General features: G+C 73.0%; 23 protein-coding genes and 1 pseudogene. 11 read left to right on the top strand and 13 right to left on the bottom strand.

Features of this window, described 5'->3' with window-relative positions; translation table 11 throughout:
* The first annotated feature begins 39 nt into the window (after positions 1 to 39).
* Positions 40 to 468: a DUF3151 domain-containing protein gene (locus ABZV00_RS01640; RefSeq protein WP_328422307.1), complete on the top strand. Its 429-nt coding sequence runs from the start codon at positions 40 to 42 to the stop codon at positions 466 to 468.
* A gap of 51 nt (positions 469 to 519) precedes the next feature.
* Here ABZV00_RS01640 and ABZV00_RS01635 read toward each other — a convergent pair whose 3' ends face one another.
* Together ABZV00_RS01635 and ABZV00_RS01630 are read right to left on the bottom strand one after the other, a co-directional pair.
* On the bottom strand, positions 520 to 2,856 hold the full coding sequence (locus ABZV00_RS01635; RefSeq protein ID WP_355600924.1) for a chromosome partitioning protein: 2,337 nt from the start codon (positions 2,854 to 2,856) through the stop codon (positions 520 to 522).
* Positions 2,857 to 2,925: 69 nt separating this feature from the next.
* Positions 2,926 to 3,981: a hypothetical protein gene (locus ABZV00_RS01630; protein ID WP_355600922.1), complete on the bottom strand. Its 1,056-nt coding sequence runs from the start codon at positions 3,979 to 3,981 to the stop codon at positions 2,926 to 2,928.
* 124 nt (positions 3,982 to 4,105) lie between these two features.
* Here ABZV00_RS01630 and ABZV00_RS01625 point away from each other — a divergent pair, with 124 nt between their 5' ends.
* The 7 genes and pseudogenes from ABZV00_RS01625 (at position 4,106) to ABZV00_RS01595 (ending at position 9,987) form a co-directional block, all read left to right on the top strand.
* The gene (locus tag ABZV00_RS01625; protein ID WP_355600920.1) at positions 4,106 to 5,395 is read left to right on the top strand and encodes an adenylosuccinate synthase; all 1,290 of its coding nucleotides are present in this window, start codon (positions 4,106 to 4,108) and stop codon (positions 5,393 to 5,395) included.
* A 186-nt stretch (positions 5,396 to 5,581) separates the two neighbouring features.
* Positions 5,582 to 6,511, top strand: a complete 930-nt coding sequence (locus ABZV00_RS01620) for a hypothetical protein (RefSeq protein WP_355600918.1) — start codon at positions 5,582 to 5,584, stop codon at positions 6,509 to 6,511.
* Between the two features lie 101 nt (positions 6,512 to 6,612).
* A complete protein-coding gene (purD, locus tag ABZV00_RS01615) occupies positions 6,613 to 7,863 on the top strand; it encodes a phosphoribosylamine--glycine ligase (RefSeq protein WP_355600916.1) in 1,251 nt (416 codons plus the stop codon).
* Positions 7,864 to 7,923: 60 nt separating this feature from the next.
* Positions 7,924 to 8,046, top strand: a complete 123-nt coding sequence (locus ABZV00_RS01610) for a hypothetical protein (RefSeq protein WP_355600914.1) — start codon at positions 7,924 to 7,926, stop codon at positions 8,044 to 8,046.
* A 3-nt stretch (positions 8,047 to 8,049) separates the two neighbouring features.
* Positions 8,050 to 8,586, top strand: a complete 537-nt coding sequence (locus tag ABZV00_RS01605) for a hypothetical protein (RefSeq protein ID WP_355600912.1) — start codon at positions 8,050 to 8,052, stop codon at positions 8,584 to 8,586.
* 440 nt (positions 8,587 to 9,026) lie between these two features.
* A pseudogene (locus tag ABZV00_RS01600) lies at positions 9,027 to 9,667 on the top strand (replication-relaxation family protein); the annotation flags it as partial.
* A gap of 53 nt (positions 9,668 to 9,720) precedes the next feature.
* Positions 9,721 to 9,987 (top strand): hypothetical protein, encoded by a 267-nt coding sequence (locus ABZV00_RS01595; RefSeq protein WP_355600910.1) that lies wholly within the window; start codon positions 9,721 to 9,723, stop codon positions 9,985 to 9,987.
* 911 nt (positions 9,988 to 10,898) lie between these two features.
* On the opposite strand, the gene ABZV00_RS01590 is transcribed toward ABZV00_RS01595, so the two are convergent.
* The 3 genes from ABZV00_RS01590 to ABZV00_RS01580 all read right to left on the bottom strand — a co-directional run bounded on the left by ABZV00_RS01590 (position 10,899) and on the right by ABZV00_RS01580 (position 14,345).
* Complete coding sequence (locus ABZV00_RS01590) at positions 10,899 to 12,461, bottom strand: AMP-binding protein (RefSeq protein ID WP_355600908.1); 1,563 nt, start codon at positions 12,459 to 12,461, stop codon at positions 10,899 to 10,901.
* Between the two features lie 215 nt (positions 12,462 to 12,676).
* Entirely contained in the window at positions 12,677 to 13,891 is a 1,215-nt protein-coding gene (locus ABZV00_RS01585; RefSeq protein WP_328422322.1) for an acyl-CoA dehydrogenase family protein, read from the bottom strand.
* Between the two features lies 1 nt (position 13,892).
* Positions 13,893 to 14,345, bottom strand: a complete 453-nt coding sequence (locus ABZV00_RS01580) for an SCP2 sterol-binding domain-containing protein (RefSeq protein WP_328422324.1) — start codon at positions 14,343 to 14,345, stop codon at positions 13,893 to 13,895.
* A 76-nt stretch (positions 14,346 to 14,421) separates the two neighbouring features.
* On the opposite strand from ABZV00_RS01580, the gene ABZV00_RS01575 reads away from it, so the two are divergent.
* Entirely contained in the window at positions 14,422 to 15,060 is a 639-nt protein-coding gene (locus tag ABZV00_RS01575) for a TetR/AcrR family transcriptional regulator (protein ID WP_355600906.1), read from the top strand.
* A gap of 16 nt (positions 15,061 to 15,076) precedes the next feature.
* Here the strand turns inward: ABZV00_RS01575 and ABZV00_RS01570 are convergent, their stop codons facing one another.
* A complete protein-coding gene (locus tag ABZV00_RS01570) occupies positions 15,077 to 15,724 on the bottom strand; it encodes a DedA family protein (RefSeq protein ID WP_355601340.1) in 648 nt (215 codons plus the stop codon).
* 167 nt (positions 15,725 to 15,891) lie between these two features.
* Here ABZV00_RS01570 and ABZV00_RS01565 point away from each other — a divergent pair, with 167 nt between their 5' ends.
* The gene (locus ABZV00_RS01565) at positions 15,892 to 17,043 is read left to right on the top strand and encodes a histidine kinase (protein WP_355600904.1); all 1,152 of its coding nucleotides are present in this window, start codon (positions 15,892 to 15,894) and stop codon (positions 17,041 to 17,043) included.
* The gene (locus tag ABZV00_RS01560) at positions 17,040 to 17,681 is read left to right on the top strand and encodes a response regulator transcription factor (protein ID WP_328422329.1); all 642 of its coding nucleotides are present in this window, start codon (positions 17,040 to 17,042) and stop codon (positions 17,679 to 17,681) included. Before ABZV00_RS01565 ends, ABZV00_RS01560 begins: the two co-directional genes overlap by 4 nt.
* A gap of 24 nt (positions 17,682 to 17,705) precedes the next feature.
* On the opposite strand, the gene ABZV00_RS01555 is transcribed toward ABZV00_RS01560, so the two are convergent.
* The 7 genes from ABZV00_RS01555 to ABZV00_RS01525 all read right to left on the bottom strand — a co-directional run bounded on the left by ABZV00_RS01555 (position 17,706) and on the right by ABZV00_RS01525 (position 24,835).
* A complete protein-coding gene (locus ABZV00_RS01555; protein ID WP_355600901.1) occupies positions 17,706 to 18,326 on the bottom strand; it encodes a DedA family protein in 621 nt (206 codons plus the stop codon).
* A 70-nt stretch (positions 18,327 to 18,396) separates the two neighbouring features.
* Entirely contained in the window at positions 18,397 to 19,659 is a 1,263-nt protein-coding gene (locus tag ABZV00_RS01550) for an adenylosuccinate synthetase (protein WP_355600899.1), read from the bottom strand.
* A complete protein-coding gene (locus ABZV00_RS01545) occupies positions 19,656 to 20,615 on the bottom strand; it encodes a hypothetical protein (RefSeq protein ID WP_328422335.1) in 960 nt (319 codons plus the stop codon). Before ABZV00_RS01545 ends, ABZV00_RS01550 begins: the two co-directional genes overlap by 4 nt.
* 9 nt (positions 20,616 to 20,624) lie before the next feature.
* Positions 20,625 to 21,596 (bottom strand): serine/threonine protein kinase, encoded by a 972-nt coding sequence (locus ABZV00_RS01540; protein ID WP_355600897.1) that lies wholly within the window; start codon positions 21,594 to 21,596, stop codon positions 20,625 to 20,627.
* On the bottom strand, positions 21,593 to 22,348 hold the full coding sequence (locus tag ABZV00_RS01535) for an NUDIX domain-containing protein (protein ID WP_355600895.1): 756 nt from the start codon (positions 22,346 to 22,348) through the stop codon (positions 21,593 to 21,595). Before ABZV00_RS01535 ends, ABZV00_RS01540 begins: the two co-directional genes overlap by 4 nt.
* 91 nt (positions 22,349 to 22,439) lie before the next feature.
* Positions 22,440 to 23,264: a MaoC/PaaZ C-terminal domain-containing protein gene (locus ABZV00_RS01530; RefSeq protein ID WP_355601338.1), complete on the bottom strand. Its 825-nt coding sequence runs from the start codon at positions 23,262 to 23,264 to the stop codon at positions 22,440 to 22,442.
* A 152-nt stretch (positions 23,265 to 23,416) separates the two neighbouring features.
* Positions 23,417 to 24,835: a 3-oxoacyl-ACP reductase gene (locus tag ABZV00_RS01525; RefSeq protein WP_355600893.1), complete on the bottom strand. Its 1,419-nt coding sequence runs from the start codon at positions 24,833 to 24,835 to the stop codon at positions 23,417 to 23,419.
* Positions 24,836 to 24,853 lie beyond the last annotated feature (18 nt).

The raw sequence follows: 24,853 nt of genomic DNA, 5'->3' as shown, positions 1-24,853 counted from the left end.
CGCTCGCGTGCCGCCCCACCCAGCGGGTTGAATGGGGCGATGCAGAACCTTTTGCCAGAGCCACCGGCCACGCTCCTCCCCGTGAACGACGAGGCTGACGCCGCCCTGGCCGGCGCCGAGGCGGTCGGCACCGATGAGGCGTACGCCGAGGTGGCGGCCCGCTTCCCGACCTACAGTGCGGCCTGGGCGGAGCTCGCGGCGCGGGCGTTCGCGCAGGGCCAGGTGGTGACGGCGTACGCCTACGCGCGCACCGGCTACCACCGTGGCCTGGACCAGTTGCGCCGCAGCGGCTGGAAGGGCCACGGCCCCGTGCCGTGGTCGCACGAGCCGAACCGGGGCTTCCTCCGCTGCCTGTACGTGCTCTCCCGGGCCGCGGACGAGATCGGCGAGGCCGACGAGGCGGCTCGCTGCGCCCAGTTCCTTCGCGACTGCGACCCGGCGGCGGCGGACGCGCTGGCCAGCAACTGACACCCGTCCCGACGGCCGGTCCGGGTCACGCCCGGGCCGGCCGTCGGCGGCTTACAACCCCTCGGCGACCGCAGCGGCGATCTTCAGCCAGGCGTCGCGGGTGGCCGAGGAGAGCCCGCCGTACCGGATCGGCTCGCCGCTGTCGATGAGCCGCTCGTACGGGGCCAGCAGCACCGCCCGGGTCCGGGCGGCGAAGTGCTCCTGGATGGCCGGCAGGTCGATCTCCTTGCGGGACGGCGGCATCGACACCACCGTCACCGCCTGCCGGACCAGCCGTTGCCGGCCGCTCTGCTCCAGATGGTCGAGCATCCGCGCGGCGGTCTCCGCCGAGTCGTTCCGGGCCGACATGGTGACGACCAGTTGGTCGGTGGCATCCATCGAGGCCTGCCAGTTCTGAGCGCGGACGTTGTTGCCGGTGTCCACGAAGATCAACTTGTAGAACCGGCTGACCACCTCGCGGATCTCGGCGAACGCGGCAGCGGTGAGCATCTCGCCGCCGGTGGCCGACTCGTCCGAGGCGAGCACGTCGAACATCCCCTCGCCCTGCGAGCGGACGTACTGCGACAGGTCGCCGACCCGACCGTGCGCGCCCTGGAACTGACCGAGGTCACGCAGCATGTCCCGCACCGTGCGCGAGTGGAAGTCCTGCTGGGCACGCATCCCGAGGGTGCCCTGGGTCTCGTTGTTGTCCCAGGCCAGCACGTAGCCACCGCGCTTCTGGCCGAACGTCATCGCGAGCAGCAGGATGGCCACCGTCTTGCCGGCACCGCCCTTCGGGTTGACCACGGTCACCTGCCGCAGCCCGCCGAAGTTGCGGCGCACCATCTCGATGTCCCGCTTGAGCTCCTGCTCCTGCCGCCCGGGAGCGAGTCGAAGCAGCCCCATCTTGTTGACCACCGCGCGCACACCCATGGTGGCCACCGGTTCGGCGGGCCGTACCTGCCGACGCCGGGCGAAATCCTCGGCGGTCGGTGCCGCGGTGGTCTCCGGCGTCCAGGTGGCATCCGGATAGCCGGTGGACGGCACCCGGGTCACCCCCTCGGCCTCCTGGTACTGCTGCTGCGGCGGCCCCGGCGTGGCCCCGGGCGTGCCCTGCTGCCAGGGCGGCGGGTACCAGCCCGGTGACGGCGGGAACGGCCCCGGCGGCGGGGCCACCGGCGCACCCTGCTGCGGCGCCGGGTTGCTCTGCGGCGGACCGCCGAACTGGGTCACGTCCGGTGGTGGCGGGATCGGCGCCGGTCCGGCCTGGCCGGGAGCCCCAGCGGCGTACGTCTGTCCCGAGTACGTCTGCCCGGAGTAGGTCTGCCCGGGGTACGTCTTTCCGGGGCCGGCCTGCGGGGCGGCGGGGCCGCCGGGGTGCGATTGCTGCGGACCGGGCGGAGCGGGGATCGGCGGCAACGCGGTGGCGGCCTCGGCGTGGGCCGGTCCGGACGCGCCGGCAGGCCGCTGCGGCGGAAGCGCCCAGGGCGATTCGGTGGTCGGCCGCGCCGGCGCCACGGAGGGTCCATCCTCCTCGGTGCCGGTGCCGTCATCCGAGGTCGCCGCCGGACCGGCCGCTGCGGGGTCGGCGGTCGCGGGGTCGGCAGGCGTCCTGCTCTCGACGGGCACGGCGGCTGCCGCCGGGCGGTCCAGGGAGAACGGCTGGTCCAGGTCGACGCCGCCCGGCACGATCGGCGGGGCCGGGACGGCTGGAGGATCACCGGCCTGGGCCGCTGCCGCCCCGGACGCGGTACTCGCCGCCTCGGGCGCGCTGTTCGTCGGCGCGGAGGCGGTGCCCGCCGGGCTGCCCGGCGTTGCGGTGCTGCCAGGGGTCGCGGTGCTGCCAGGGGTCTCGGTGGTGCTGCTCGCGGGCTCGGACGCTGAACCGGCCGCCGGGCCGGCGGTGCCGACCACTGCGCCGTTCGAGGCGGGGTTGGTAGCCGGCGGGCCGGGCACGGCATCGGTGGTCGACGGCGAGGGCGAAGTGTCGTCGGCCGTTGGGCCGGGAGCGTCGGGTGTCGGCGGGTCGGCCGGCGGCGTCCAACTTGGCTGCGGCGGGGCCCAGCCCGGCGCGGTGCCGGACGGGCCGGTGACTCCCCAGCCGCCGGGCGGCGGCACGGCTCCGGTGAGCGACGGGTAGTCGGACGGCGACGGCGGGGTCGCGGCCGGGGCCGGGGATTGCCAGGGGACCGGCGGACCACCCGTCGACGGTGCGGCCACCGGCGGCAGCACGGTCGACGATTCCGCGGCCGACGACGGGGTACCCCGCTGGTTGGCGACCGAGGCCCATGGCGGTGCCACGTTGCCCGCGCCGGAGTCGGCTGGATCAGGTGGCCAGAGTGGTTCGATGTCCCGCTCCGGCACCGGCTGCTGGCCGGGCACCTGCGCCCGGTCGGCTTTCTCGTCCATTACGGCCTCCCCAGTCCTCCTGCGAGGATAGGCCCACCGGCCGAGGAGGGCCGGCCGGCGCAGCCGGGGTCAGATCGACCAGACCGCCCAGGCGCCCGGCTCGACCCACCAGGACCGCTTCCGGGTCAGCTCGCCCTCGACGCCGTCGTCGAGGTAGGGCACCTTTCCCTCCCTGGGCAGCACCGACACGGCCCGCCCGCGAGCCCGCCGCACCTCCAGGCGTACCCGTTTCCTGCCCAACGCCGAGCGGACGACCACCGGCACGGCCACCGCGACCTCGACCTGGCCGTCGGCCGGATCCGGCGCAGCCAGGAGCGTCACGTCGTCGAGCGTCGCGTACCCGCCGGCGTTGCCGATCGCGCAGGCCAGCAGCGGTTCGTCGCCGTTGGTGAGAATCGCGTCGTCCACCTCCACGCGGGCCCGCCAGTGCAGCGGCCGACCGGCGTCGTCGGCGGCACCGAGCAGGGCCCCGTCCAGGGTCACCGAGCCGCCGTCGTTACGCAGCAGGTCCAGCCGGCGTGGCGTGCCGTCCAGCACCGCGGCGGCCACCGCCGCCGGGTCGCGGGGCAGCCCGAGCTGCGCGGCCAGGTCCCGGTGGGTGCTGCCACGCGCCGGGTCGAGCGGGAGTACGGCCACCGGCGGCAGGTCGGGCAGGGTCCGGTCACCGGGCAGGTCCGCCGGCCGGCGGCTCGGCGCTGGCGCGTACCGCCGCACCAGCCGGCGCAGCACGGCGCGCAACTGTGCGTCGCTCGCCGTGGCGACGACCAGGCGGGTCTTGCCGTCCGGGTCCGGCCAGGTGAGGCCGTCCGGGCGGGGCGGGCCGTCGAGCCCCGCCAACACCTCGTCGATCTCCGCGTCCGAGCGGGCGGTGACCGTCTGCACCCGCGCGCCTCGGGCGTTCAGTGCGTCGGCGCAGGCCAGCACCGGTACGCGGGGTCGCTCGGTGACGCACCGGTCGGCGTCGCCCTGTGTGCTTTCGCCGGGACCGGTGCCCCCGGTCGTGCCGGTGTCGGCCCCTGTCGCCGGGTCAGCTTCGGTCGCGCCGCCGCAGCAGGCCCCGCCGCTGCCGCAGCCCCCGGGAGCGTCCCGCTCCGAACCGAGGGTGAGCAGCACCACGTCGTACACGGAAGGAGCCTCCTGCCTCTCGCCGCGACCGCTGCCGGCCACGCCGTCACTACTTGTTAACCTGACACCCCGGGCTCGCCAACCGGTCGCCACCTGGCACCCGAGCCTTCTGGAGGCGGAAAAGATGCCAGCGATCGTGCTCATCGGCGCTCAGTGGGGCGACGAGGGCAAGGGCAAGGTTACCGACCTGCTGGGTGAGCGGGTCGACTACGTCGTGCGCTACTCCGGTGGCAACAACGCGGGCCACACGGTGATCACCCCGGACGGCCAGAAGTACGCGCTCCACCTGATGCCATCCGGCGCGCTCTCGCCCAACGCGATGATCGTCATCGGCAACGGTGTGGTGGTCGATCCGAAGGTGCTGCTCGCCGAGATCGACGGCCTGGCCGAGCGTGGCGTCGACGTGTCCCGGCTGCGGATCTCCGGTGACGCGCACCTGATCATGCCGCACCACCGGGCACTGGACCGGGTGATCGAGCGCTACCTCGGCTCGTCCCGGATCGGCACCACCGGCCGGGGCATCGGCCCGGCGTACGGCGACAAGGTCGCCCGGATCGGCATCCGGCTCCAGGACCTGCTCGACCCGGGCATCCTGCGCAAGAAGCTGGAACTCGCACTGCGCGAGAAGAACCAGATCCTGTTCAAGGTCTACAACCGCAAGGCGATCGACCTTGAGGCGACCGTCGAGGAGTACCTGGAGTACGCGGAGCGGCTCAAGCCGTACATCGCGGAGACCCGGGCGATGCTGTGGGACGCCCTGGACCGGGACGAGACGGTGCTGCTGGAGGGTGCCCAGGCCACCATGCTGGACATGGACCACGGCACATACCCCTTCGTGACCTCGTCCAACCCGACGGCCGGCGGCGCCTGCGTGGGCGCCGGCATTCCGCCGACCGCGATCAGCAAGGTGATCGCGGTGAGCAAGGCGTACACCACCCGGGTCGGCGCGGGCCCGTTCCCGACCGAGCTGTTCGACGCCAACGGCGATCACCTGCGCAAGATCGGCGCGGAGTACGGCACCACGACCGGGCGGGAGCGCCGGTGTGGGTGGTTCGACGCGGTCGTCGCCCGGTACGCCTGCCGCCTCAACGGCGTCACCGACCTGGTCATCACCAAGCTGGACGTGCTCACCGGGCTGCCCAAGGTGCCGATCTGTGTCGGCTACGAGATCAACGGCGAGCGGGTCGACGACATGCCGATGAGCCAGACCGACTTCCACCACGCCAAGCCCGTCTACGAGGAGCTCGACGGCTGGTGGGAGGACATCACCAAGGCCCGCACCGCTGACGAGCTGCCGGAGAACGCCCGCCGCTACATCGCCCGCGTAGAGGAACTCTGCAACACCAAGGTGAGCGTCGTAGGCGTAGGCCCCGGCCGCGACGAAAACGTCCTCCTCCACCCCCTCCTCCCCTAACCCCAGGCACTGCCCCCTGGCCCCCACCCCCTTCTGGGTTGATCATGAAGTTATTGCCCGCCGCTGCGGCGTGTCGTGGCAATAACTTCATGATCCAAGGTGCGCTGGCCGCCGGGTTATCCACAGGGGTGGGGTGGTTGTCCACAGGGGGGTGCCTGGGGTTTTTGGGTGGGTCAGGGTGGCCGGGTGGACGCCTTGGACGTTGTACGGCGGGTTGCCGCCGAGCGGGACGGGATTGTGACGCTCGGGCAGGCGCGTGCCGCCGTCCTGACCACGCATGAGGTGCAGCGGTTCTGTCGGGTCGGCCGCTGGCGCGTCGTGGCGCGGGGCAGCTATCTCGTGGACGCCGACCTGTACGACGGGGTGCCTCGACGGGCGCGAATCAGGGCGGCGGTGGCCTCCTTCGGCCCGGCGGCCGTCGCGGTGCTCGCAACGGCCGCCGAGCTGCACGGGCTGGCCGGCATGCGAGTCACTGAGCTGATCCATCTGTCGGTGCCGGGTCCGGTCGCCAGGCCGGCCCGGCTCGCCCATCCGGAGGTGGTGGTCCATCAGTTGGTCATCCCGCCTGAGCACCTCGTCCGGGTAGACGGGGTCGGCGCTACCGGGCTGCTGCGGACTATTGCCGACCTCAGCCTGCGGGCTGATCGTTTCTCGGCGGTGAGTGTGCTGGATTCGGCGTTGAATCGTCGCCTCGTGACGGCCGATGACCTGCTCTCCGTCCCGCGCCTCATCCGTGGGCGGCGCGGCGCGGTCGCGGCTCGTGGCTACCTCGGAGAGGTGGACGGGCGAGCGCAGTCGCCGCTCGAGACGCGCGCCCGGCTCCGCTGCGTCGACGGCAGGGTGCCGCCCGACGCATTGCAGCTCGAGGTTCGCGACGACGACGGATACCTGCTCGGCATCGGTGACCTCGGCTGGCGCGGGCCCCGGATCATCGCCGAGGCCGACGGCCGGGACGCGCACGGCAGCCCGGAGGCGGCCTTCGCCGACCGACGCCGGCAGAACCGTCTGGTCAACGCCGGCTGGACCGTCCTCCGCTTCACCTGGTCGGACACCCTCCGCCCGGACTGCATCCCGTGGACCGTCCGCCAGGCGATCGCCGCCGCCCGGCGCCGTTGACCATGAAGTTATCGCCATGACACGCCGAGACGGCGGGCAACAACTTCATGATCACCGACTGTCGCCGGCAGGCAGGGGCGGGGGCAGTAGGATTTCGGGTCGTGCGGGTTCTTCTGGTGGGTGGTGGGGGGCGGGAGCATGCGCTCGCGCTCGGGTTGGCGGCGGATCCGGCTGTCACGGCGCTGATCGCGGCGCCTGGTAATCCGGGGATCGCCAGCGTGGCCGAGGTGCGGGCGGTCACTCCGACCGACCCGGCTGCCGTGGCCGCGCTGGCCGTGGAGACCGCGGCCGACCTGGTGGTGATCGGGCCGGAGGCGCCGCTGGTCGCCGGCGTCGCCGACGCGGTACGCGCCAAGGGCATCGCTGTGTTCGGCCCCTCGGCCGAGGCCGCCCGGCTGGAGGGGTCCAAGGCGTTCGCCAAGGACGTGATGACCGCCGCCGGCGTGCCGACCGCCCGGGCGTACGCCTGCATGGACGAGGAGAGCACCGCGCGGGCGCTGGATGAGTTCGGCGCGCCGTACGTGGTGAAGGACGACGGTCTCGCCGCCGGTAAGGGCGTGGTGGTCACCGACGACCGGTCCGCCGCGTTGGCGCACGCGCGGGAGTGTGGCCGGGTCGTGGTCGAGGAGTTCCTCGACGGCCCGGAGGTCAGCCTGTTCGTGGTCACCGACGGCGACGCGGCGCTGCCACTGCTGCCCGCACAGGACTTCAAGCGGATCGGCGATGGCGACACCGGCCCGAACACCGGCGGGATGGGCGCGTACGCACCGCTGCCCTGGGCGCCGCCCGGCCTGGTCGACGAGGTCATGCGCGACGTGGTCCACCCCACCCTGGCCGAGATGCGCCGCCGGGGCACGCCGTTCGCCGGCCTGCTCTACGTCGGGCTCGCGATGACCGCCGCCGGCCCCCGCGTGATCGAGTTCAACGCCCGCTTCGGTGATCCGGAGACCCAGGTGGTGCTCGCACTGCTGGAAACCCCGCTGGGCGCGCTGCTGCACGCGGCGGCCACCGGCACGCTGGCGGAGCATCCGCCGCTGCGCTGGCAGCCCGGCGCCGCGGTCACCGTGGTGCTCGCCGCGCAGGACTATCCGACCGCACCGCGCACCGGCGATGTGATCACCGGCGCGGACCGGCCGGGCATCATCCACGCCGGCACCGCCCGCCGGGCCAGCGACGGCGCGTTGCTCTCCGCCGGTGGCCGGGTGCTCTGCGGTACGGCCACCGGCGCCGACCTGGCAGCCGCCCGGACCGCCGCGTACGCGCTGGTGGACGGGGTGGAGCTGGCCGGCTCGCAGCACCGCAGCGACATCGCCGCCGCCGCGGTCGACGGCCGGATCACGATTCCTGGCTGAACCCGGGCAACCCCCGGCCGCCTAACCGCCGTTTGACCGGTGAGGTGAGGGGGTGGTGGGTTGCCGGCCGACGTCGAGGGCTACCGCGACTATGTCGCTGCGCGCAACCGCCGCCTCGGCGAGAGTGTCGCCTTCCCGGCGACCGTCCTGACGGTGGCGGTGGTCCTGTCCCTCACCGCCTAGGTGGTGGAGGCGGAAGCGTCGGCGATCGGCTCGATCGCCGCAGCGCTGCCGGCGCTGGGCTTCCTGACGATGGTGAAGATCGCCCTCGGCCGCGCCGACCTCGCCCCACCCGACCGCACCGCCCGACCCGCGCGGGCCGCATCAGGACCTCCGCTGATCGTCGAGGCCGGGGTCCCGGACACCCGCGAGGCGGTCCCCGCACCGCCACTTCCGGTCCCCGCGAACACCGCCCCGGTCCGGGACTCCACCACCGCAGTCCCCGCCCCGGCGGACCAGGACCCGGCGGTCGCGGACCGACGGACCGACAACACACCGGCCCGGGCCCGAGGCCCGGAGATCGCCGCGCTGGTCCCGGCCGCCCGGACCGCCGCCCGCACCCTGACCGCCGAGGGGACACCGCTGTCCCGCAAGGCCCTCGCCCAACAGTTGCGCGCGGACGGACGCCAACTGTCCAACGCCACCGCCTCCACGCATCCTGCGCGTCCTGCGCGCCGAGCCCACCCCACCGCGCCGGACCTGTCACATCGGGAAGCGGCGTGACAGAACCACAACCCGTCACTTCTGTCAGACCGAGCCGTTCCCGTGAGACCAACACACGCGTCTGTCAGGAAACCCGCCTCCTGACAGAACCTGACTCGACCTGGCACAGCGACCACCAGCCCGCCCGCCCGCGGCAGGGCGACCAGCGCACGCCTCGCCATCCATCCCGCATTCCGATCCTCGAAGGAGCAACAAGCATGCTGACCCAGCTCAGCGGCCCCCCATCCGCGCCACCAGGGCCGTCGCCAACCCGAGGCGCACAACCTTCCACGCCATCGTTTCAGTGGACCCGGTGTCGCCGGCCGTGTCGACGTCGGTGTCGATGCCCGTTGCACCGTCCGTCTTGATACTGACCCCCGAACTAACCCCCGGCACTCGCTCACAGCCCAGGTCAACCCCACTCTCATCGCTCCTGATCGGCTCCAGACACACCCTCATGTGTGGGGTGTCCCCCCAGGGGCCGCCCATGCAAACCGCTACCGGCTCCGGACCCGCTGCTGCGTCTACAGGCCAGCCTCACCGCCCGCGACGACCAGCTCCTCGGCTGGCTCTACGACCATGGCGTCCTCACCACCGATCAGATCGGCGCCGCCCTGTTCCCGTCCCTGGACTTCGCCCAACGCCGGCTACGTCGCCTCACCGTTCTGCGTGCGACAGACCGGTTTCGACCCAACCGGGCCTACGGCGGCTCCTACCCGTACCACTACGTCCTGGACCAGCTCGGCTACGGACACGTCCGCGCCCAACGTGGCCTTGGTCCACCACGCCGGGACCAGGCCCGCCGCCGCAAGCAATCCCTCACCGGCCGGCCGGACCTGCCGCACCTGCTCGGCGGCAACCAGGTCTTCATTGACCTCGCCGCCCACGCCCGCACCCACCCCGACACGGCCCTGGACCGGTGGCAGCCGGCCTCGGCCTTCCACGAGCCCGAGGTGTTCTACCGCAGAGGCAGCAACCCGGGAATGATGGTCCACGGACCGAGCGGGCTGCCTCGCCCGGACGCGCCGGGGTGTGGACCGAGCACGGACGGTCCGTGCCGTTCTTCCTCGAGTACGACACAGGCCGCGAACGCCTCGACATCCTCACCGAGAAAATTGCCAAGTACGAACGGCTCTTCGCCTTGAGCACCTGGACGTGGCCAGTGCTGTTCCACCTACCTCCGCCCACCGTGAGGCGAACCTGCACCACCGCCTCGCCGGCACCGGCCTGGACGCGGTCATCGCCACCACTACCACCGAGCTGCGCCTCGCACCCGGCGCCAGCCCCGCCGAGCAGGTTTGGCAACTGACCGGCGGCAGCACCGGCCGCCACCGCCTCATCGACCTGCCCTACAGCGACACCCACCACGACGACGAGTTCCCGACCCGCACCGCGCCCCGCACGAGCGTGCGGGCAGCCTGATGACCCAGGCCAGGTGGGGCGTTACGCGGCCTGCGAGGCCGACACGCCCGCCCCCACACCGCCCCCTAGGCGCGGCCGTCGACCGCCGTACGGCCCTACCGGGCGAGACAAGGGCGCGGGCGGCACACAGCCAGCGCCAAATATCGGCGACCACGCCGGTACTCACCCATCTGTCAGCACGGTGCTCCGGTGACAGGCCAGCGACCCAACCGCGCACTCACACCAGCCACCGCGACGTGACAGATCGTGTGAGTGGCGACCCCATTCATTCCGCAGCCACCGGAGGTACCCTCCGCGGCCCTCGCCCCTGTCGTCGGTCCATCGCTGCCTGAGCGAGCGGCACGACCCGGCGATCAACCCTGATGCCAGTTCCCACGAGAAGGAGTTGCCGATGACCCGATACCTCGACCTCACGCCACGAGCCGTCCTGGGAGGGACATGGCCACACGCCGTGACCAGCGATCACGCGCGAACACAACACACCCGTCGCCGGCGGCCAGCGTCACGAGGACATCCGCCGACGAGCCCGGGCCTCGCACCCCGACACCGAGCCCTCACCCAGTCAGGGACGCTGTCGATGGCCACTACCTGACCGACCCCGAGACCGAAGACGAAATCCAAGCCCTCGCCGCCGAAGCCGGCCTACCCGACATCGACCAAGCCGCCAAGCTCGCCCGACTCCTGCGCTTGCACCACCAGCCCGCCGCCCCACCACACGCCGCTTGACCTGCGCCCGCCCCGCTGGGCGGGCGCAGCCGCTGCTACCGCCAGCCCGAACTCGGCAGGCAGGGCGGACTGGAATTACACCCTCGCCGAGGTCTACTTCGCCGTGCACGCCTCGGTGACATCCTGCAGGAGTTGGTCGAGCTGGCGCGGGCACCGGGCCTGACCCGCTACCCCTGATTGGTCGGTCAGCTGTAGTAGCGGCGTAGTTCGCGGCTGAGCACCTTGCCGGTGGCGTTGCGGGGCAGGAACTTCACGAAGACCACGTCCCGCGGGACGGAGAAGCGGGCCAGGTAGTGCCGGACGTACTCGCGGACCGCCTCGGGATCGAGCGTCTCGCCGGGGTGCAGGGCGAGGAACGCGGCCAGCCGCTGGCCGTACTCGGGGTCGGGTACGCCGATCACGCCCGCCTCGCGTACCTGCGGCAGTCGGGCGAGCAGGTCCTCCACTTCGGACGGGAAGACGTTCTCGCCGCCGGAGACGATCATGTCGTCGGCCCGGCCGTCGACGAAGAGCAGTCCGTCGGCGTTGAGTCGCCCGAGGTCGCCGGTGTCGAGCAGTCCGTCGCGGCTCTCCCGGCTGCTACCGGAGGTGTAGCCCTCGAAGAGCATCTCGTTGCCGACGAAGATCCGCCCGACCCGGCCGTCGGGTACCGGCTTGCCAGCGTCGTCGAGCATCTGCAGCCGGGTGCCGTGCGGCGGCCGGCCGGCCGTGGTGGGCGCCTGGCGCAGGTCCTCCGGACCGGCGATGGAGGCCCAGGAGACCTCGGTGGAGCCGTAGAGGTTGTACAGGACGTCCCCGTAGACGTCCATGAACTTCGGTGCCAGCCCGCCGGGCAGGGCCGATCCGCTGATCGCGACGACCTTGAGCGGGGGGCGCGGGTCCGGTGGGGGCACTTCCAGCAGCCGCTGCACCATCACCGGTACGGCGAACAGTGCGTCGCACTGGTGTGCCACCAGGGCGGCGAGCGTGGCGGCCGGGTCGAAGCGGCGGTGTAGCACGATGGTGGCCCGCAGGGCGAAGCAGACCTGGAGGGCGGCGAACCCCCAGGTGTGGAAGATCGGTGCCGCGATCATCACCCGGTCGCGGGTGTGCAGTGGGATCCGGTCGATGATGGACACCAGCGGGCCGAAGCCGCTCGGCGTGGGGCGGCGGGCCCCCTTCGGCGCACCGGTGGTGCCCGAGGTGAGCACGATGATGCGGCCGTCCCGCTCCGGCGGGTGCAGCTCGCCCGGCAGTGCCCCGGCCACCATCTCCTCGCGGGCGCGTTCGTCGAGGCGGGACAGCTCGGCGGGGAGGCCGATGACCCGCTCGGCGAACTCGTCGTCGTGCACCAGCAGCCGGAGCTGCTGCTCTTCGGCGACGGTGGCCAGTTGGGCCGCGGAGAGCCCGGTGTTGACCAGGACCGAGTCGACGCCGAGCAGGGTGGCCGCGACGATCGTCTCGATCAGCCCGTGGTGGTTGCGGCAGAGCACGCCGATCCGGTCGCCGGCCTGTACGCCGAGGCCCGCCCGCATCGACCGGGCCATCCGTTCGGCCCGGTCGAGCAGATCCTGATAGGTCAGCTCGACACCGTCCTCGTCGATGATCGCCGGTCGGCCAGGGTCCCGGGCGGCTGCCTGGCGTAGCTCGCCGGCCAGGCTCCATCCCCACGTGCGCAAAGCGTTGAGCTGCGAGGCGACCCGGATCGGCCGGCCGGGGGTGAGCAGCCCTCGACGGGTCAGCGTGGCAATGACGAACGGCAGGTCCATGCCGCAGACCTCCTTAAGGGTGCGCGGACGGGGCAAGGGACCCCCCGTCCGTCAGGGCGTCTTCCTTGATCATGCACTGGGCTCGGCACCCTGCCCAGCCGGCGACGGCGCGGGGTGACGAAGACGGCACGGATCGTGGGATCAGGGACGGCGGGCAGGGAGTACGCCGGCAAGCCCCTGGCCGGCCCCGCCGAGACGGGACCGGCCAGGGCTGGTCAGCGGATCTGCATTCCGGAGATCGCCCGGGAGATCACCAGCCGCTGGATCTCGGAGGTGCCCTCGAAGATGGTGTAGATCTTCGCGTCCCGGTACCAGCGCTCCACCGGGTGGTCGCGGAGGAAGCCGGCGCCGCCGAGCAGCTGCACCGCCTTCTCGGTGACCGACACCGCCACCTCACCGGCCTTGAGCTTGGACATCGAACCCTCGCCAGCAGTGAACGGGCGGTTGTTGCGGCCCATCCAGGAGGCCCGCCAGACCAGCAGCCGCGCCGCGTCGATCTCCATCCGCATGTCGGCCAGCGCGAACGCGACCGCCTGGTTCTCGATGATCGGCCGTCCGAACTGGACCCGGTCCTTGGCGTACTCCAGCGCGTACTCGTAGGCGGCCCGGGCCACGCCGAGCGCCTGCGCGCCCACCGTGGGTCGGGACAGCTCGAAGGTGCGCATCGCGGCCTGCCCGCTGGCCCGCTGCCCGGAGCGGGCCCGGTCCAGGCGTTCCAGCAGGGCATCCCGGCCGCCGAGCAGGCAGCGGCCTGGCACGCGTACCCCGTCGAGGAAGACGTCGGCGGTGTGCGACGCCCGCAGGCCCAACTTGCGCAGCTTGCGGGTGGCGGCCAGGCCGGGGGTGCCCGGCGGTACGACGAACGCCGCCTGGCCCCGGGAACCGAGCGTGGGGTCGACCGAGGCGGTGACCACGTGCACCCCGGCGATGCCGCCGTTGGTGGCGTACGCCTTCTGCCCGGTCAGCACCCACTCGTCGGTGGCCTCGTCGTAGACCGCCCGGGTGCGCATCGCCCCGACGTCGGAGCCGGCCTCCGGCTCGCTGGTGCAGAACGCGGCGACGGCCGGCGAGTCGATGTCGCCGAAGCACTGCGGCACCCACTCGACCATCTGGTCCGGAGTGCCCGCGCCGTAGATGGCGGCGACGGCGAGGGAGGTGCCGAAGATGCTCAGCCCGATGCCGGCGTCACCCCAGAAGAGTTCCTCGCTGGCGATGGGAAGGGAGAGCCCGGTCGGGTCTGCCCAGCAGGTGGCGAGGAACTCGAAGCCGTAGAGGCCGACCTTGGCAGCCTCCTGGATCACCGGCCACGGGGTGTCCTCGCGCTCGTCCCACTCGGCGGCGGCCGGGCGCACGACCTCGGCGGCGAAGCCGTGCACCCAGTCGCGCAGATCCCGCTGTTCCTCGGTCAGGTCGAGCGAGAACTCGGCCATCTCAGGCCTTGGGGATGTCGAACAGGTTGGCGATGTTGGCGGCGAGGCCGAGGTCGCCCTTCGCCTTCAGCTTGCCGGTCATGAACATCATCACGGGGTTGGCGCCACCGGAGACGATCTTCAGGAACTCCACCGGGCCCATGGTCAGGCTCAGCTTCGGGTCGTGCTGCGGGGTCTCGTTCACGTCGCACTTGCCGTCGGCGATGACCACCTCGTAGGTGTCGCTGCCGCCGTCCGGGCGACCGGTGACGACCCAGTGGATGACCGCGTTGGTGGAGCCGGCCCGGTCCGCGCGGAACAGCGACGGCATCCGGCCGAACACCTCGCCCAGGATCTTGCCGCGCAGGTCACCGGACATCACCTGGGCGATCTTGTCGTCCGGGGTGGACTTGACCAGCTGGGCGAACTCCTTGGGGCCGACGTTGGCGAAGGTAGCCGGGTCGAAGTCAGTCATGGGGGAAACACCTCTCGGGCCGTCCGGACTTGGTTACTCTGGCGTAACCCTACGCACGAGTAGGTATGCTCGCAAGGTGTCCACCCCTCCCGCCTTCAAGCGCCTGCCACGGGCCGTCCGTGAGCAGCAGATGCTCGACGCGGCCGTCAAGGTCTTCTCCCGGCGGGGCTTCCACGCCGCCAGCATGGACGAGATCGCGGAGGATGCCGGCATCTCCAAGCCCATGGTCTACGCGTACCTCGGCACCAAGGAGGAGCTCTTCGTCGCCTGCCTGCACCGGGAGGGCACTCGGATGATGCAGGCCATCGCCGGTGCGGCCGCCCCCGACCTGCCGGCCGACGAACGACTCTGGCGAGGGCTGAGGGCGTTCTTCGGCTTCGTCGGCGCGCACCGCGACGGTTGGGCCGTGCTCTACCGGCAGGCCCGGGGCGAGCAGCCGTTCGCCACCGAGCTGGCCACCATGCGGGCCCGGCTGGTCGAGGTGGTCGCCGGGATGCTCGACCACGCGCTGCGCGCCGAGGGCCGCGAGATCGCCGCCGTCGACCTGGAGGTCGTCGCGTACGCGCTGGTCGGCGCGACCGAGTCGCTGGCCGACTGGCTCGCGGACCACCCGGAGGCCGACCCGGAGAAGACCGCCACCCGGATGATGAACGTGGCCTGGCTCGGCGCCGGCCAACTCCTGCACGGTGTCACCTGGCGCCCGCCCGCCGAATGACCGACCCGACCTGCCGTCACCGCGCCGGTGTCCGGCTCACCGGCGCGGTCGTCGGCACCGACGGCCCAGAAAGGCGGTGCCGGCCGAGCCAGCGGACCACCTCGACGACCAGGGTCACCGTCAGCGCGAGACCCAGACCGAGCAGCAGGCCGCGCAGCGGATCCTGCTCGAAGGCCATCCCGCCGAGGTAGCCGACCAGCGCCGAGTAGAGCCCCCACGAGCCGGCGGCGAGCGCGTCGAAGGCCAGGAAGCGTCGACGGGGATAGTGGATCGCCCCCATGGTGAGGGTGACCGCAGTCCGGCCGCCCGGCACGTAGCGGGCAACGGTGAGGATCAGACCGCCCCGGGCGGCGATTCCCCGGCGGGCACGCTCGACGGCGGCCCGGCGCCGGCCGTCGGGCGGAAGCCGGTCGAGCAGCCGGGTGCCACCACCCCGGCCGATGGCGTACGAGATGTGGTCCCCGACCAGCGCGCCGACGGCGGCCACCAGGATCACCGCGGGCAGGTACGGCGCGCCGGAGGCCGCGAACACCCCTGCGGTGATCACCGCTGTCTCGCTCGGCACCACCGGGAAGAAGCCGTCGAGCACCGCGATCGTGAAGATCGCCAGGTACACCCACGGTGAGGACATCGTCTGATGTAGCAGGTCGAGCAGATCCATGATCCCGATGCTGGTGCCGGCGACGGCTCCCGCCATCGGCCAGTGGTCAGCCGGGCGACATCACTTAGGTAGCGTCCGGCCCGGACGGCGGGTAGGGGTCTTCCCCCACCGCACCCGGGTCTGTCGGGCGTGGGCGGCCCGACCCGCCGATGGAGCCCTACGCTCGCTGCGTGGCCTCCAGCGCCGTCGTGCTCCGGCGGGTCGTCGACCGGTACGCCTCGCTGCTGCTCGCCGTCGTGGTCGCCGCCGCTGTCTGGGCCAGTGCGACCGGCGCGGTCGGGGTCCGCTCGCCGCTGCCGCCCGTCGTCGTGCTGCTCGTCGCCGTGGCCTCCGGTTGGGCCGCTGGCCTGGTCCGGACCCGCCGCTGGCCGCTGTTCCTGGCCGCCGCGATCAGCTGGTTGGTGCTCGCCGCCGCGGCGCCCGGGGTGGTCGCCTCGTACCAGGCGGGCCTGCGGCTGCGCGGCCGGCGGCTCACCGGGTTCCTCGTCGGGGCCGCCCTGGTGCTGGCCGGTGGGGTGCTGGTCGGGCTGGCGGTGGGCGGCGTGCGCCGGCTCACCACCGCCACCTTCGGCAACGTGCTGCTGCTCGCCGCCTGTCTGGTCGGATTTCCCCTGGTCGTCGGCCTCTGGGTGCGGGCGCGCCGGGACACGCTCGCCGCGCTACGGGACCGGGCCGAACGCCTGGAACGCGAGCAGGAGGCCCGTGCCGACCGGGTTCGCGCCGAGGAACGGACCCGGATCGCCCGGGAGATGCACGACGTGGTGGCGCACCAGGTGTCGCTGATGGTGGTACATGCCGGCGCACTGGAGGTGACCGCCGCCGACCCGGCGACCGTCGAGGCCGCCGCGCTGATCCGCGAGACCGGCCGGCAGGCGCTCACCGACCTGCGCGAGGTGCTGGGCGTGCTGCGGCAGGCCGGTCCGGCCACGGTGCCGGAGCGTGGGCTAGACGCCATCGATGAGCTGATCGGGGAGTCCCGCTCCGCCGGGCTCCGGGTCCGGCGACGGGACGAGGGCGTGCCGTCGGCGCTGCCGGCGACCGTGGGACGCACCGCGTACCGGGTGGTCCGGGAGGCGCTGACCAACGTGCGCAAGCACGCCGCCGAGGCCGAGACGACGGTCTGCCTTCGCTACCTGCCCGACGGGCTGGAGGTGGTGGTCCGCAACGGCCCGTCCGAGGGCGGGCAACCCCTGCCCGGTGCCGGGCAGGGGTTGCTCGGGCTGCGCGAGCGGGTGGAACTGCTCGGCGGTCGGCTGGAGGCGGCGCCCGTGGACGCCGGGTTCCTGGTCCGGGCACTGATCCCGGTGGTGGATGCGGCGTGATCCGGGTGGTGGTGGTCGACGACGAGCAACTCGTCCGCGCCGGGCTGCGACTCATCCTGGAGGCGGCGGAGGACATCACGGTGGTGGGCGAGGCCGCGGACGGCGCCGGCGCGCTGGAGCAGGCCCACCGGTTACGCCCCGACGTCGTGCTGCTCGACGTGCGGATGCCGGGCATCGACGGGCTGACCGTCGCGCCCGAGGTGGTCGCCGCCGGACCGAAGGTGATCATGCTGACCACCTTCGACCTCGACGAGTACGTGCACCGCGCGCTGCGGGCCGGAGCGGTGGGTTTCCTGCTCAAGGACACCCCGCCCCGCGAGCTCGCCGCTGCGGTCCGCACGGTGGCCGCCGGGAACGCGATGCTCGCCCCGACGGTGACCCGGCGCCTGATCAGCTCGTTCGCCGAGCGTGGTCCGGCCCGTCGGGACGCGGCGCGCCAGCGACTCGCCCCGCTCACCGCGCGTGAGCTGGAGATCGTCCGGGAGGTGGCGCGCGGGCACGGCAACGCGGAGATCGCCAGGCGGCTGACGATGAGCGAGGCCACCGTGAAGGCGCACGTCAGTCGGGCCCTGGCGAAGCTCCAGGCGGGCAACCGGGTGCAGTTGGCGATCCTGGTGCACGACGCTGACCTGCTGTGAGGGTGGCAGGTCCAGCCTGGCCGGTCAGTAGCGGGCGGCGGCGCGGCGGTGCGCCCGGCGGCGCAGCCAACGGACGCCCTCGATGCCCAGCGTGACGATCACCGAGAGGCCGATCCCGGCGAGGATGCCCTTGATGGGGTGGCGCTCGAAGGCCAGCCCACCGAAGTAGCCGAGCAACCCGCAGTAGAGCGCCCAGGTGGTCGTCGCGATGCCGTCGTAGAGCAGGAACGACCGGCGTGGGTAGCGCACCGCGCCCATGGTGAGGGTGACCGCCGTCCGGCCGCCCGGCAGGTACCGGGAGGTGGTCAGGATCAGCCCGCCGCGCCGGTCCACCGCGCGTCGGGCCCACTCGGAGCTGGCCCGCCGGCGGCTGCCGTCGGGAAATCGGGCGAGCCGGTTCGCGCCGCCGCCCCGCCCGATGGCGTACGAGATGTGGTCGCCGATCAGCGCGCCGAGCGCGGCGGTGGCGATCACCGCGACCAGGTTGGGATGGGCTCCATCGGCGGCGAACACCGCTGCGGTGATCACCGCCGCCTCGCCCGGTACCGCGGGGAAGAACGCGTCGACCGCCGTGAGCCCGAAGATCACCAGGTACACCCACGGTGAGGTGGCCGTGTCCCGGAGCAGGTCGAGCAGGGCTTCCATGCCCCCATGCTCGCGGGGCGCGACCTGCCCGGTGGCCGAGTCGCCGGATCACCCGCTACGGCCACGGGCGTCAGGCCGAGCGGACCAGGGCCGGCGGGGCGAGCAGCGGGCCGTGCGGGGTCTTGTCGCTGGCGGTGGGGCCGTGCGAGGTCAGCACCACCGGCGTGTCCAGCTCCGCGCGCACCGCCTCCGCCCAGTCGGGCGGCGGGTCGTCGTACAGCGGGCGGGAGCGCAGCAGGCGGGCGGTGAGCGCGGCCTGCCGGTCCAGGTCGCCGGGCGGGCCCGGGGTGAGCCGGTCGGTGGTGTCGTAGCGGCGGCAGATCCGCAGCCCGGGGCCGGCGAGGTCGAGGTGGGTCAGCGCCAGGCCGTCAACTCCGCCGGCCGCGGCGAGGGCGTATCGGTGGGCGACCGCGTCGAAGTGGCCGAACCGGAACCGGCCCTGCCAAGGGTTCGTCGGGTTGTGCGGGTCGGCCAGTGGCAGGTCCGGGTCCTCGGTAACCAGGGGGCCGGCCCCGTGCCGGGTGGTGACCAGCCGCAGCACCCCGATCCGGGTCGCGTTGTCGGGCAGACCCGCCTCGGCGAGCAGGCTGTCGGCGTTGGCGAACGTGGTGGTGCTCCAGGTGGTGTACGGGTGGAAGCCGTGCCACTCGTCGAGCAGCACGCCCTGCGCGCCCTCGAAGACGCAGGTTCCGGCGCGCAGCGCCCCGGCGAGCCAGCTCCGCTCGACGATCGCGACCCGCCCGGCGAACCCGGTGAACGCGGGCAGGCAGTCCTCGACCGGTGGCGCGTCCAGCGGGCCGAGCTCGGCGGTCAGTCGGTCCCGCAGGGCGGTCAGCCTGCGGCGCAGTAGCGCCGGGCTGCGGCAGTCGATGACCCGGGGTGCGTCGTCGGGGTGGGCGAGACCGTACGCGACGGCCTCGCCCACCCCCAGCCCGCAGGAGCCGTGCCGGTCGGCTCCCCGGGCGATCTCTCGGGCACGGTTGGCGGCCCGGTGGTACGGGGTGGAGAGCAGCGCCTCCCCGTCGACGGTCAGCCGGTCGAGCGCGTCGGGCACCCCGACCGTGGCGAGATGGTCGGCCTCGGCGGCCAGCGCCAGCGGGTCCACCACCACGTGCCGCGACAGGTGCGTACGGACCCCGGGATGGAACGTGCCGGCGCCGAACTGCGCGAACGTGTGGTGCCGCCCATCGCGCAGCACGACGTTGTGCGCCGCCTGCGCGCCCCCGTTGAAGCGGACCACCGTGTGCACGGGGCGGGTGGCGCAGAGCCAGTCCACCACTGTGCCCTTGCCGGCGTCGCCGTAGCCGAGGTCGACCACCGCCACGTGCCTCACAGCCGGGTCACCTCACCGCCGGTGTCGCGGAAGGCCGGCAGCGTCGACACCTCGGCCCGCCGCCCCCGGCCGAGGCGGGCCAGCGCCTTCGACACGGTGCCGGTGGTGCCAGAGCCGGTGCGGTCCAGGTGGCGTAGGCCCTCGTCCAGGTCGATGGCCTGCTCACCGAGGCCGATGGTGAGCGCGATGGTCTCGCAGACCGCGTCGAGGTCGTCGAGCACGACGGCGTTCTGCCCGAGCAGGTCCCGCCAGAAGTCGAGCACCTTGGCGTTGCCGGCGTAGTGGCTGCCGGCGGGGAGCAGGTAGTAGGTGTCCCAGCGGCGGGTCACCTCGTCGACGACCTGCCGCAGCGGTACGTCCTCGGTCAGGTCGTCGCCGATCAGGCCGGCCACTTCCCGGGCCTTCGCCTGCGGGTACGCCAGCTCGTCGCCGATGATGAACAGGTAGCCGCGCCGGCCGCGCTTCTCCCAGCTGTCGGTGACGGTGTGCCGGGCCATGAAGTACATGGCCAGCTCGTACGACTCGCTCATCTGCCCGCCGCCACCGCCCTCCAGGACGATCCGGCCGAGGTCGTCGTCCATCCGGTTGTCCGACTCGAACTGGCCGACCTGCAACGGCACCCGGTCGCAGGTGGCGTCGCCGATCGCGCCGAACATGATCTGCGGGTCGCTGGCGTAGCCCTGCCGCTGTAGCAGCCCGAGCAGCTGCGGCAGCTTGGTCTGCAGGACGCGCGGCACCTTGCGCATCGAGCCGGTCACGTCGAACAGCACCGCGATGGGCGTCGACCGTGGGTGCTCGTCGGAGTCGCGGCTCTCGCGCGTCGCGTCCCGGGGGTCGAGCGTGGGGTGCACGGTGCGCGCCCCACTGTCGCTGTAGGAGAACGCGCTGCGGCCGGTGGAGCGCCGGTAGCGGTCGGCGGCGTCGTACACGTCGGTGGACCAGATTCCACTGCCCATGACAGCTCCTTACGGGGTGAGGGTGAAGGGTCGGAAGGTGCGTGGCCCGTAGAGCCGGTCCAGCACCTGGTCGAGTTCGCGCAGCAGGCGCCAGGCGTCGTCGGGCCGGGCGTCCAGGGACCGTTGCCGGCAGCCATGGGCGAAGTTGAGCAGCTCGCGCGGGGCCTGGCGGTTCATCAGCGAGGTAATGCAGCGGCTGGCCATCGCGATGTCGGTGCCCGGCCCGCTGGGCAGCTTCTTGAGGACCTCGGGTGGGTACCAGTCCTCCTGGCCGGGCACCAGCGCCGGGATCGTGCTCCCGACGGGGGCGGAGAAGCACCAGTCGACCAGCACCACGCCGTGGGCGTCTGGCTCGATCAGCACGTGTCGCGGCAGGACCGCACCGTGCACCACGCCCGCCCGGTGGGCCAGGCCGAGCACTACCAGCAGCCGCCGCCACATCCAGGCCACGTCCCGGGCGTCCAACCCGTCGGGGTACGCGCGCCGCACCTCGTCGAGGTCGTGCAGGCCGGGCGCGGTGGCGAGCACGTTGATCCGCCGTTCGGCGCCGGTCGCCGCGTCCCGGTGCCGGAAGTCGTCGACCAGTCGGGGCACGTACGGCAGGTAGCGCGGGTCGCCGCGCTCCGCGATGGTGCGCAGGGCGTGCGCCTCGCGGGCCATCAGGTCGTTGTCGGTGGGCCGTCGGGGGAGCTTGAGCAGCCGGTCGTCGCCGACGTCGTAGAGATCGGCCAGGTCGCCCGAGTGGGCCGGCGCGCCGAGTCGGTAGTCGCCGAGGACGGTGACCTGCCGGGCCTGCCACCGGGTGGTGACGTGGATGAACGCCTCGGTGGCCTCGGCGCGTACCGCCGGGTCGGTCGGCAGACGGTCGGGGTGCAGAGCTGCGACCAGCTCGCGGTAACGCCGGGCCGGCTGGTCCGTGCCGAACAGGTCGGCGTCGGTGCGGGCCGCCGTGACCAGGCGGATGGCCGCCCCGGTCCTCATCGCACCGTCTCCTCGCGGGCGGGGCGCAGCAGCGCCGGGTGCAGCAGCCGGGCGTCGCCAGCGCGGTAGAGCCGGGCGCGGGGGCCGCCCCGGGCGCCGCCGCGCTCGGTGCTGGCGCCCGTGCTCTCCACGAAACCCGGCACGGAGAGCACCTTGCGGTGGAAGTTGCCGGCGTGCAGCGGGTGACCCCAGACCGTCTCGTAGACGGCGCGCAACTCGCTGATCGTGAACTCGGCGGCGAGGAAGCGGGTGGCGAGCGGGGTGTATTCCAGCTTGGACCGGGCTCGCTCCAGCGCGTCGTCGATGATCCGGCCGTGGTCGAAGGCGAGCTGCCGACTGGTCAACGCGGTCACCGGCAGCCAGATCGCCTCGTCGGCGTCGGTGCCGGCGGCCGGGTCCGGCAGGTCGGGGGCGAACGCGAGGTGGGCGACCGAGACGACGCGCATCCGCGGGTCGCGGTCGGGGGAGCCGTAGCTGCCCAACTGCTCCAGGTGTACGCGGCGCAACCCTTCGCCGCCGAGCCCGGTCTCCTCGGCCAGCTCCCGTCGGGCGCCAGCGGTCAGGTCCTCGTCGGGGCGGACGAAGCCGCCGGGCAGCGCCCAGTGCCCCTCGAAGGGTGGCTGGCCGCGCCGGATCAGCAGCAGGTGCAGTGCGTCGTCGCGAATGGTCAGCGCCACCACGTCAACGGTCACGGCGACCGACGGGTAGGCCCCGGGGTCGTACGCGGCCAGGAAGTCCTGCTCGTCAACCATGTCTCTCTCAATCTGAGAACATCTCGATCTGAGAAGAACTTAGCGCATGAGAGCAACCCTGCCAATCCCGAATCCGGGTCGGCAGGGGTGCCTAGTGCAAGAGACCCGCCAGGTGCGGCCGGCCGCGCGAGTCGTGCAGGGCGAACCCACCGTCCGGCAGGAGGGCGAAGCTCACCGTGCTCGGCAGCGGTACGGGCAGCTTGAAGGCGACCTCGACGGTGTAGGCGTCCGGCAGCCGGCTCTCCAGCGCGGCCAGGCAGCGCGCCTTGCTCCACATGCCGTGCGCGATCGGCCGCCGGAAGCCGAACAGCCGCGCCCCGAGTCGGGACGTGTGGATCGGATTGTGGTCCCCGGACACCCGCGCATACTGCATGCCGACGCGGGGTTCCACCCGCCAGCGGGCTGTGGCGGCCGGCGCCTCGGGGCGTCCGCTCCCGTCGCGCCGCTCACCGCCGCCGGGCTTGCGCTCCCGACCGAGGTACGTCGAGACGCCGCGCCAGACCTCCTCCCCGTCGACCGAGCCGATCAGCACCACGTCCACCTGCCGTCCTCGGTCGTGCGGGCGCAGGTTCTCCGCGTACGTCGTGAAGTCGAGGGTCTCGTCGGCGGTGATCGGGCGGCGCACGGTGATCCGGTTACCGACGTGCACCACGCCGGTCAGCGGGATGGGGAACTCTGGCGCGGTCATCAGTCGCAGGGTCAGCGGGAAGCCCATGACGTGCGGAAACGTAGCGGGCAGCCGGTCGGTGAGCCGGAACCCGCAGACCCGGTCGTAGTCGGCCAGGTGCGCCCGGTCGACGGTCACCCCGCGCGCGGCCAACTCGACCGCCGGCAGGCCGGGCCCGCGCCGCCCTCCGCCGAGGCCCGGCAGCGCACCGAGCAACGCCCGCCGGTAGAGCGCCCCGGCCGCCGGCATCCGGGGCAGCTCGACCGGGGTACGGCCGCCCGCGTCCGGCAAGCGTGCCGCGGCCCGGGTCTCCGCCGACAGCCTCTTCGTCGGGCCGTCGATCAGCTCGTGCAGGGAGACGTCGTTGGGCCCGTCCGCCGGCTCCCGCCGCGCGCCGCCCATCACGCCCCCAGCATGCTCTGGCCGCAGACCCGGACCACGTTGCCGCTGACCGCGCCGCTGGCGGGCCAGGCCAGCCAGCCGATCGTCTCGGCCACGTCCACCGGCAGCCCGCCCTGGGCCAGGCTGTTCATCCGCCGGCCCGCCTCGCGGACCACCAGCGGGATGCGCGCGGTCAGTCGGGTCTCGATGAAGCCGGGGGCCACCGCGTTGACGCTGATCCCCTGGTCGCGCAGGGCTGGGGCGAGCGAGCCGACCAGCCCGATCACGCCGGCCTTGCTGGTGGCGTAGTTGGTCTGCCCCCGGTTGCCGGCGACCCCGGCGATCGAGGAGACCGCGACGATCCGCCCGCCGGCCGGAATCAGCTCCCGCTCCAGCAGCACGTCGTTGATCCGCTCCTGACTGGAGAGGTTGACGTCGATGACCTGGTCCCACCGGTCAGCGTCCATCCGGCCGAGCGTCTTGTCCCGGGTGATACCGGCGTTGTGCACCACCACGTCGACCCGGCCGTGCCGGCTGGCCAGGTGGTCGGCGAGCCGGGTCGGCGCGTCCGGTGCGGTCAGGTCGAGCTGGACGGCGGTCCCGCCGATGTCGTTCGCCACCGCTGCCAGCGCGTCCCCGGCGGCCGGGATGTCCAGCGCCACCACCTGGGCGCCGTCGCGGGCCAGCACCCGGGCCAGCGCGGCACCGATGCCCCGGGCGGCGCCGGTGACCAGCACGATCTGCCCGTCCAGCGGGCGGTCCCAGTCGGCCGGTGCGCTCGCGTCGCCGGCACCGACCCGAATGACCTGCCCCGAGACGTACGCGGAACGCCCGGAAAGAAGGAATCGGAGGGTCGATTCGAGGCTCGTGAGCGTGCCGGCTGAGAGGTCCGGGCCGTCCGGAAGGCTTGAGTGGTCCGGGCGGGCCTGGGCGGCGGTGCCGGTGCGGGTGACGTAGACGAGTTGTGCGGTGCTGCCGCGGCCGAACTCCTTGCCGATGCTGCGGACCAGCCCCTCCAGGGCACGCTGGGCGGTCGCCTCGCGCGGCGTCGGGCACTCCTCCGGCGGGGTCCCCAGCACGATCACCCGACCGCTGGGCAGCACGGCCCGCGCCTGCGGGTGGAAGAAGTCGTAGAGCTGGCGCAGGCCGGTCGAGTCGGTGATCCCGGTGGCGTCGAAGAGCAGTGCGCCGTACCGCTGCGAGGAGTCACTGGCGGGGGCGGCGGCCGGGTCGGCCAGCTCGACCCCGGCGGCGGTCAGGATTTTGGTGATCGGCTCGGCGAGCCAGCCGCCGGTGGCCGCGCCGAGCAGGGCCGGCCCGGGCAGCAGCGGGTCGCCGGGGTGGTGTCGGCGCAGTCGCGGCGGGTCGGGCAGCCCGAGGCGCTTGACCAGCGCGCGGCCGGCGGCCGATTGGACGAAGCTCGCGTACCTGTCGGTCATGCGCGTAGCCTACTGGCG

This window comes from Micromonospora sp. NPDC005173, from assembly GCF_040608515.1.
In the GTDB taxonomy this organism is placed as follows: domain Bacteria; phylum Actinomycetota; class Actinomycetes; order Mycobacteriales; family Micromonosporaceae; genus Micromonospora.
Note: the sequence above shows the minus strand (reverse complement) of the source record. Positions and strands in the feature narration are given on the sequence as shown.